The sequence below is a fragment of the Prochlorococcus marinus str. MIT 9211 genome (assembly GCF_000018585.1).
Taxonomy (GTDB): Bacteria; Cyanobacteriota; Cyanobacteriia; order PCC-6307; family Cyanobiaceae; genus Prochlorococcus_D; species Prochlorococcus_D marinus_B.
The window spans coordinates 1,680,407-1,688,963 of the sequence record NC_009976.1 but is presented as its reverse complement, the minus strand read 5'-3'; the positions used below and the strand labels follow the sequence as shown (position 1 = coordinate 1,688,963).

Sequence of the window (8,557 nt, the reverse complement as noted above, 5' to 3'; positions counted from 1 at the left end):
TTGGGGAATTTAAAAATGGATAGGTGGAAAAGAAACTCTATTTCCACTGTATTGTCTAGGTTGTTGAAAAAACATTTTTTCTTTTTTGCTTTTCCTCCTTCTTTTCCTCAATCTAAAGGGACTTTATAGGTTGTTTTCCTCAGTCAGAAAATTAATTGACTTTTAGAATCCTATGGCTTTTGCTATTTCATCAGAATTAGGTTCTAAATTATTTTTAAAAGATGCATCATTATTATTAATTGCACAATCAGGATCTTTTAAACCATTACCTGTTAAAACACAAACAATTGTAGAATTTGGAGGAATTTCTTCTTTCAATTTTATTAATCCAGCTATAGATGCTGCACTTGCTGGTTCACAAAAAATACCTTCTTCTTTACCTAAAAGTTTATAAGCATCTATAATTTCTTTATCAGTAACAGCAGTAAATTTACCTTTACTTTTACCTTTTACAATAAATGCTTTTTCTTTATTAACAGGGTTTCCGATTCTTATTGCTGTTGCTATTGTTTCTGGATTTTCAATTGTTTTATTAAAAACTAAAGGTGCAGAGCCAATAGCTTGAAAACCCATCATTTTAGGTAACTTTTTACTTTTCCCAGCTTTATAATATTCTTCAAACCCCATCCAATATGCTGTAATATTTCCTGCATTTCCCATTGGAATACATAACCAGTCTGGTGCTTCACCAATTGAGTCTATAATTTCAAAAGCTGCAGTTTTTTGCCCTTGAATACGATAAGGATTAACGGAATTTACTAAAGTTATTGGGTATCTATTTGATAACTCTTGGACAATATTTAATGCTTTATCAAAGTTTCCTTTAATTGCTAAAACTTCAGCACCATAAACAAGTGCTTGAGCAAGCTTTCCTTGTGCTACATACCCATCTGGGATCAAAACAAAACTTTTCATTCCTCCTCTTTTTGCATAAGCTGCTGCAGAAGCAGATGTGTTTCCAGTGCTAGCGCAAATCACTGCTTCACAATTATCTTCTTTAGCTTTACTTATTGCCATTGTCATCCCTCTATCTTTAAAAGATCCAGTTGGGTTTAAACCGTCATACTTGACAAAAATCTTGACATTTTTACCAATTAATTCATTAATTGATTTCAAAGGTATTAATGGAGTTGCTCCCTCTTGAAGCGTGATTATAGGAGTTTTATCAGTGACTGGAAGCCATTTTTTATATGCTTTGATTAATCCTGGCCAATGTTTGTATTCATGGCTTCTGTCGAAAATCCTTGGGAGTCTTTTTAAAATGGACAAAATAGGTAAACTCTCACTTTTTTTAATTTAATCCTTTAAGGTCAATTTTTTAATTTTTCAAGCGGAGAATCTGCATAAAATTTCATTAAAGCTGACATAGTCTCCACTTTATTTAGAACTTTATAAAGCTCGGTTACATTTATTGTAAGGACGTCACTTGGATAAGCTTTTAAAAATCGAAGCAAACTAATTTTTTCATCACCTAAGTCTAAAGCTTTTATCGTTGCAGATCTGATTGCTAATATACTGATTGATTCATCGGGAATAGTGTAGGGATTAACTACTTTTGCAATTCTCAATAAAATAGCATTTCCAATTTTACTGTTTAAAAGTTTACTAGTTAGAACAATAGGAGCCTTATATTCCCTTGTTAAAACATTAATTGCTTTTTCTTTTTCTTTTTTCTTGATCACTTTTGAAAGAATACCTTTTCTAATACCAGTTTTAGTAAAATGCTCTAATTCTTTTATTGTTATACTTCTACTAAACATACCTTTTACAAAATTTACTTTTTCAGCAGCATTTGCTTTTGGTAAGCATTGAGTAAACAATAATAAACTTGTACAAGTTAAGTATATAAATTTCATTTTGATATATCTATTTTTCATTTATTGATTAACTCCTGCAGCTAATTTAATCATTCTGACCATGCTTTTTTCAGTTATTCCTTTTGCAATTTTAATTCCCATTTTTCTTGTATCTTTTTCTTTTAGTATCCTTGGAACTTTCTTTATAATTATTTCTCTATTAAAACCTGGTAAGCTTTCTAATATACTAACTAATTTTTTGATAGGCTCTATTTCTATCATGAAATCACTTTGATTACTATTTATAGAATTTGATCTGATTTGTATAGGAAGTTTTTTATTTATGCTTTGAACAGTATTCCATGTAATAGCATCAAACTTATTAATAATAGCCTCTACAAGTTCATTCCTTAAGACTCCCCCCTTCTCAGAAAATAGAAAATCTAAAACTTTATCTAATAAGTTTTCAATATCTATATCAGCTTGTTTTGAAGCACTAGAAATTAATTCATCTAATCTGTTCCATCTGAAAGTATTTCCATCAAAAAGCATTTCTTTTAAACTTTTTCTAAGTTGAGGATCTGGATCTTCCATAAGTCTACGAGCAAAGTATGGGTATGCTGCTCCAAGTATCTTAAAATCACCATCAACACTTAATGCTATTCCTTCAAGCGTAATTAATGATCTAATGATTAATGCGTAATAAGGCGGCAGTTGAAAAGGAAATTTATACATAACACCTGACAAGTCATCTGTAACACTTTTGAAATCCATTTTATTTACACCCATTTCTAATGCATTACTAAATACACTTTCAAATGCTGGCACTATTGGCTCTAAATCTACTTCTTCAGATAAGAATCCAAGCTCTACAAAATCTTTAGATAATTTGTCAAAATTCTTATTTACTAAATGTACAACAGCTTGTATAAGGCCTGTTCTAGATTTTCTAGTGACATCGCTCATCATACCAAAATCTAGATAACATAATCGCCCATCTTCTAAGGCTAGTAAATTACCTGGGTGAGGGTCAGCATGAAAGAAACCATGCTCTAAAAGCTGCTGAAGACTACAGTTAACTCCTATTTCAATCATTCTATCAGGATCTATTCCTAGTTTTTTAACAGCCGCTAGTTCCGTTAGTTTCACCCCATCTATCCATTCCATTGTTAAGATTCTTTTACTTGTTATCTCTTTGTATATTTTTGGTACAGCAATATTTCTATTATGAGAATGTAATTTTCTAAATTTTAGTGCATTTTCTGCTTCATTGATGTAATCCATTTCTTCAAATACTCTTCTTCCTAGCTCATCAATTAATGCAACTAAATCACTTCTAATTAATTTAATATTGTTTTTTAGCCATATAGCTATACTTCTTACTATGTATAAATCTAAAGTTATTTGCTCTCTTAAGCCTGGTCTTTGAACTTTAACAGCTACTTTATCTCCATTTAGTAAAGTACCTTTATGTACTTGCCCCAACGAAGCTGCAGAAATAGGTTCTTTTTCAATATTAGAAAAAATTTCTTCTTTTTTAATTCCTAGGTCTTCTTCAATACATGCCATAGCCAAATTTGATTCAAAACCAGGTAGTTGGTCCTGAAGCTGTGCTAGTTCTTCTAAAACTACTCGCGGAACAATATCCGGTCTTGTTGAGAGGGCTTGCCCTGCTTTAATAAAAGCTGGCCCTAGGTCTACCAATAGATCAGTAAATTCTTTTGCTCTTTTTCGAGCTTTTTCTTCATTTTTTAATAGTCCTATTAGTTTTTCCCAGCCAACACCTAATAAAAACAAGCTGATAGGTATCAAAGTTTCCCATAATCTTTTGATTAATCTAAATGGGTGTTTTTTATAAATTGCAGAAATTGCTTCTGGATCGTACTGTTGCAGTCCTTCTGCTTCTATGAAATCTGTTAGTTCTTTGTTCATTACATCAATGACTTCCTTAGACCCTTCTAATTCATTGAGGGCTTAGCTACCGTTGACTTGGTTACTTTAATTGCTGTGCTAGCTAAATTGCGCATTAAGAACATTGGTTTGATAGATAGTTTAGAACTTAGCTTTCAAAAGGGCTTTACTGTTTTTACAGGTGAGACAGGAGCCGGCAAATCAATTCTTTTAGATGCTATTGATTTGTTGCTTGGTGGTAACCCAGTAACAAATTCTTCTCGTATCCTTTCAGTTGACTCAGATTTTTGTTCAATTGAAGGTTTTTTTAAACCAAATTCATTGGTAAACAGTTGGCTCAAGAAAAATAATTTTAATTTTGAGAAAAATGAACTTTCTATTTCTCGGGAATGGAAGCTTACTGATGGCAAGTGGAAAAGCAGATTTCAATTAAACTGCCAAGTCGTCAGTCGTCAGTATATTTTAGGGTTACGGCCATTTTTAGCTGATCTCACTGCGCAAGGTAGTGCTAATAAATTGAGCTCTTTAACTAATCAACTCAAATGGATTGATAAATTAGGGGCTAATGAAATAGATAATGCATTATCTAAGGTAAAGCTTCATTGGAATGAATGGAAGTTACTATCAGATAAGCTAACTAGAGCAAGAAGTGAATATGAAAACATACAAAATAATTATCGAAAGATGCAGAATACTTTAGAAGAGCTTGAAATGGCTGGAATAAATGACCCTTCTGAAGATTTAAATCTCAAACAAGAAGAAGATAGACTCGTTCATGGAGTTAGGCTTCAAGAGAGTCTTTGTTTACTCTTTAATTCGTTAAAGGAATCTATGGATAACTCTCCTACTGCATTAGATTCTCTTTCTCTTTCTGTTCGTGAATTAAAATGCATTACTGAATTAGATAATTCTTTACGCCCTCAATTGGATCAAGTTCTAGATTTATATACTAACTTACAGGTGCTTATTAATGATCTTGATCAATATTATTCATTGCTTGAAAGTGATCCAAATCAATTAAATAAAATACAAGAGAGAAGGGTGTTTTTAAAAGACTTAAAATCTAAGTATAATCGAGATTTGCAACAATTAATTCTTTATAGAGAGCAATTAAGGGAATCTTTAAATAATGAAGCACCTGATATAGCATTGGAACTTTTAGAACAACATGAAAAAAATGCCAGAATTCAAAGAGATAAAAGTAATGCTGACTTATCTCAGCTGCGGAGAAAAGTAGCTAATAATTTTGAAATAACTTTAATAGAACATATGCAGCTTTTAGGTTTATCAACTGCGTCTTTTCAAGTGCAAATTAACTCTACTCTCCCATCAGATAATGGATCAGATCAGGTTAATTTTTTATTTTCTGCTAATCCGGGACAACCTTTGAGCCCTTTAGTTGAAATCGCTTCCGGAGGTGAAATTTCTCGCTTTCTTTTGGCTTTAAAAGCTATCCTTGCTCAGGTTGATGGATCAAGCATTCTAATTTTTGATGAAATTGATACTGGTGTTAGTGGTCGTGTAAGTTCAGCTGTGGCAAACCTTTTAAAGGAAATATCTCTTTGCCGTCAAGTTTTTTGTGTTACTCATCAACCATTAATTGCTGCAGTGGCTGATCATCATTTTTCGATATCTAAAGTTCTAATAAATGGATCTAATCGTTCTAAAGTACATCAGCTAAAGGCTTTTCAAGAACGTCAAGCGGAGCTAGCTGAACTTGCTGGGGGTGATTTTGCTGAGGCAAGTATTTACGCTGCAAGTTTATTAGAGAAAAAAGCTGCCTGAACGCACTTATCTCTCTAGAATTCTATGATCTGTTTTTTGGGGCATGAGTCCTTCATTGGATAAAAATAAAAGAAAATCTTTAACCATTGAATCGCATGAAGATGTAATACGAATTCGTGGTGCGCGTCAACATAATCTAAAGAACATTGATTTAACGATTCCAAGGAATAGTTTTATTGTTTTTACAGGTGTAAGCGGTAGTGGTAAAAGCTCCTTGGCCTTTGACACTATTTTTGCTGAGGGCCAACGCCGTTATGTTGAAAGTCTTTCTGCTTATGCACGTCAATTTTTAGGTCAAGTTGATAAACCTGATGTAGATGCCATAGAAGGCTTATCTCCAGCAATTTCAATCGATCAAAAATCAACCAGTCATAACCCACGTTCAACTGTTGGGACAGTTACTGAAATACAGGATTATTTACGTTTGTTGTTTGGTAGAGCAGGAGAGCCTCATTGCCCTGAATGTCATAGACCTATTAAGCCTCAAACCATAGATGAAATGGTTGATCAAATACTTTCTTTGCCTGAAGGCACTCGATATCAACTACTTTCTCCCGTTGTAAGAGGCAAAAAAGGCACTCATGCCAAATTATTGTCGGGATTAGCTTCAGAAGGCTTTGCTCGGGTACGAATTAATAAAGAGGTACGAGAATTGTCAGATAATATTGAACTTGATAAAAATCATTCTCATTCAATAGAAGTTGTTGTAGATCGTTTAATTGCCAGAGAAGGTATTCAAGAACGTTTAACAGACTCTTTACGAACGGCATTGAAGCGGGGAGAAGGTTTGGCTTTAATTGAGGTGGTGCCTAAAAAGAATGAGGAGCTACCCAAAAATTTAGAACGAGAAAGACTTTTTTCGGAAAATTTTGCGTGCCCTATTCATGGAGCTGTTATTGAAGAACTCTCTCCTCGATTATTTTCTTTTAATAGTCCTTATGGCGCATGCCCAGAATGTCATGGGATAGGGCATTTGAAAAAGTTTACTCTTGATCGAGTAGTACCTGACCCTTCTCTGCCTGTATATGCTGCAGTTGCTCCGTGGAGTGATAAGGATAACTCTTATTATTTTTCTTTGCTGTATTCAGTTGGTGAAGCATTTGGTTTTGAAATTAAAACGCCATGGAAAGAATTAACCCAAGAGCAGCAAGATGTTTTGCTTAATGGTTCTGAAAAACCAATTTTGATACAAGCTGATAGTAGATATAAGCAAAAAGGGGGGTTTAAACGTCCTTTTGAAGGCATTCTTCCTATTTTGGAAAGGCAATTAAGTGATGCAAATGGAGAATCAGTTCGACAGAAATTAGAAAAATATTTAGAGTTAGTACCTTGTTCTACTTGCTCGGGTAAAAGACTTCGACCAGAGGCTTTAGCTGTCAAGATAGGACCATATGCAATTAATGAATTTACAGAAACGAGCGTTTCGCAAACTCTTGAACGTATTGAACAATTAATGGGTGTAGGAGAGTCAACTGCAGCTTCTACTCCTTTGTTAACTCCTCGGCAAATTCAAATTGCAGATTTGGTTTTAAGAGAAATTCGCTTACGATTGAAGTTTCTTCTTGATGTTGGCCTTGATTATCTTTCTTTAGATAGACCTGCGATGACTTTATCTGGAGGAGAGGCTCAAAGGATTCGCTTAGCAACTCAGATTGGAGCTGGTTTGACAGGTGTTCTTTATGTATTGGATGAGCCGAGTATTGGATTGCATCAAAGAGATAATGATCGGCTATTGACTACTCTTCAGAGATTACGTGATTTGGGTAATACACTTATTGTTGTGGAGCATGATGAAGACACTATTCGTGCTGCTGATTATTTGGTTGATATTGGTCCTGGAGCTGGTGTTCATGGAGGTGAGATAATAGCTGAGGGATCAATAGATAACTTATTAGCTGCAAGTAAATCTTTGACTGGTGCATATTTAAGTGGCCGTTCGGCAATACCGACACCTAAAGAACGTCGAAAAAGTGGTAAGAAACATCTTCGTTTAATTAATTGTGACCGTAATAATTTACAGAATATATCAGTAGATTTTCCTTTAGGTCGTTTGGTAGCTGTTACAGGAGTGAGTGGAAGTGGTAAAAGCACTTTGGTTAATGAATTGTTGCATCCTGCTATTAATCATGAATTAGGTTTGAAAGTTCCTTTTCCGAAAGGTATGAAGGAGATCCGTGGAATTAATGCTATTGATAAAGTAATTGTGATTGATCAATCACCTATTGGTAGAACACCGCGATCTAATCCTGCTACCTATACAGGTGCTTTTGATCCAATTAGGCAAATTTTTGCAGCTGCCGTGGAGGCTAAAGCTAGAGGATATCAAGTTGGTCAATTTAGCTTTAATGTTAAAGGGGGTCGATGTGAAGCTTGCCGAGGTCAAGGTGTAAATGTAATTGAAATGAATTTTTTGCCAGATGTTTATGTTCAGTGTGATGTTTGTAAGGGTGCTCGATTTAATAGAGAAACTTTGCAAGTCAAGTATAAAGGCTACACAATTGCCGATGTATTAGAGATGACTGTAGAGCAATCAGTAGATGTATTCTCTGCAATTCCTCAAGCTGCTGATAGGTTAAGAACCTTAGTCGATGTTGGCCTTGGTTATATAAAGTTAGGCCAACCGGCACCAACACTTTCAGGAGGTGAAGCACAGCGAGTCAAACTTGCCACAGAATTATCTCGTAGGGCAACAGGCAAAACTGTGTATTTGATAGATGAGCCAACTACAGGACTTAGTTTTTATGACGTTCATAAATTAATGGATGTGATTCAACGGCTAGTAGATAAAGGGAATTCCATTATTGTTATTGAACATAATCTTGATGTTATTAGATGCTCGGATTGGATTATTGATTTGGGCCCTGATGGTGGTGATCGTGGAGGCAATGTCATTGCTACTGGGACTCCCGAAGAAGTGGCTGAACACTCAGATAGTTATACCGGCAGCTATTTGAAGAATGTTTTAGCAAAACATCCCCCTTAGGTTTTTAAGGGTCATGGATAAGTATTAGCTTTGCATTTCTCCACAAATATTTTTTTAATTATTTTTTGCCTTTTAAAAGCCC

Annotated in this window: 5 protein-coding genes; 2 read left to right on the top strand and 3 right to left on the bottom strand. The window is 34.5% G+C overall.

What is annotated here, in order from left to right:
* Positions 1–162: 162 nt before the first annotated feature.
* From thrC to P9211_RS09020, 3 genes are read right to left on the bottom strand one after another with little or no spacing between them, the layout of a single operon-like run.
* The gene (gene thrC / locus P9211_RS09030; protein WP_012196405.1) at positions 163–1,269 is read right to left on the bottom strand and encodes a threonine synthase; all 1,107 of its coding nucleotides are present in this window, start codon (positions 1,267–1,269) and stop codon (positions 163–165) included.
* 41 nt (positions 1,270–1,310) lie between these two features.
* Positions 1,311–1,877: an alpha/beta hydrolase gene (locus P9211_RS09025; protein WP_012196404.1), complete on the bottom strand. Its 567-nt coding sequence runs from the start codon at positions 1,875–1,877 to the stop codon at positions 1,311–1,313.
* On the bottom strand, positions 1,878–3,728 hold the full coding sequence (locus P9211_RS09020; protein WP_012196403.1) for an ABC1 kinase family protein: 1,851 nt from the start codon (positions 3,726–3,728) through the stop codon (positions 1,878–1,880). It lies immediately after the preceding gene.
* A 75-nt stretch (positions 3,729–3,803) separates the two neighbouring features.
* Here P9211_RS09020 and recN point away from each other — a divergent pair, with 75 nt between their 5' ends.
* On the top strand, positions 3,804–5,492 hold the full coding sequence (gene recN / locus P9211_RS09015) for a DNA repair protein RecN (RefSeq protein ID WP_041391651.1): 1,689 nt from the start codon (positions 3,804–3,806) through the stop codon (positions 5,490–5,492).
* A gap of 43 nt (positions 5,493–5,535) precedes the next feature.
* A complete protein-coding gene (gene uvrA, locus P9211_RS09010) occupies positions 5,536–8,475 on the top strand; it encodes an excinuclease ABC subunit UvrA (protein WP_012196401.1) in 2,940 nt (979 codons plus the stop codon).
* Positions 8,476–8,557 lie beyond the last annotated feature (82 nt).

What these genes read in the sequence shown, in the direction of transcription:
- P9211_RS09025 (WP_012196404.1), bottom strand. Translation starts at nt 1,877, where the DNA reads ATGAAAAATAGATATATCAAAATGAAATTTATATACTTAACTTGTACA.
- P9211_RS09020 (WP_012196403.1), bottom strand. Translation starts at nt 3,728, where the DNA reads ATGAACAAAGAACTAACAGATTTCATAGAAGCAGAAGGACTGCAACAG.
- uvrA (WP_012196401.1), top strand. Translation starts at nt 5,536, where the DNA reads ATGAGTCCTTCATTGGATAAAAATAAAAGAAAATCTTTAACCATTGAA.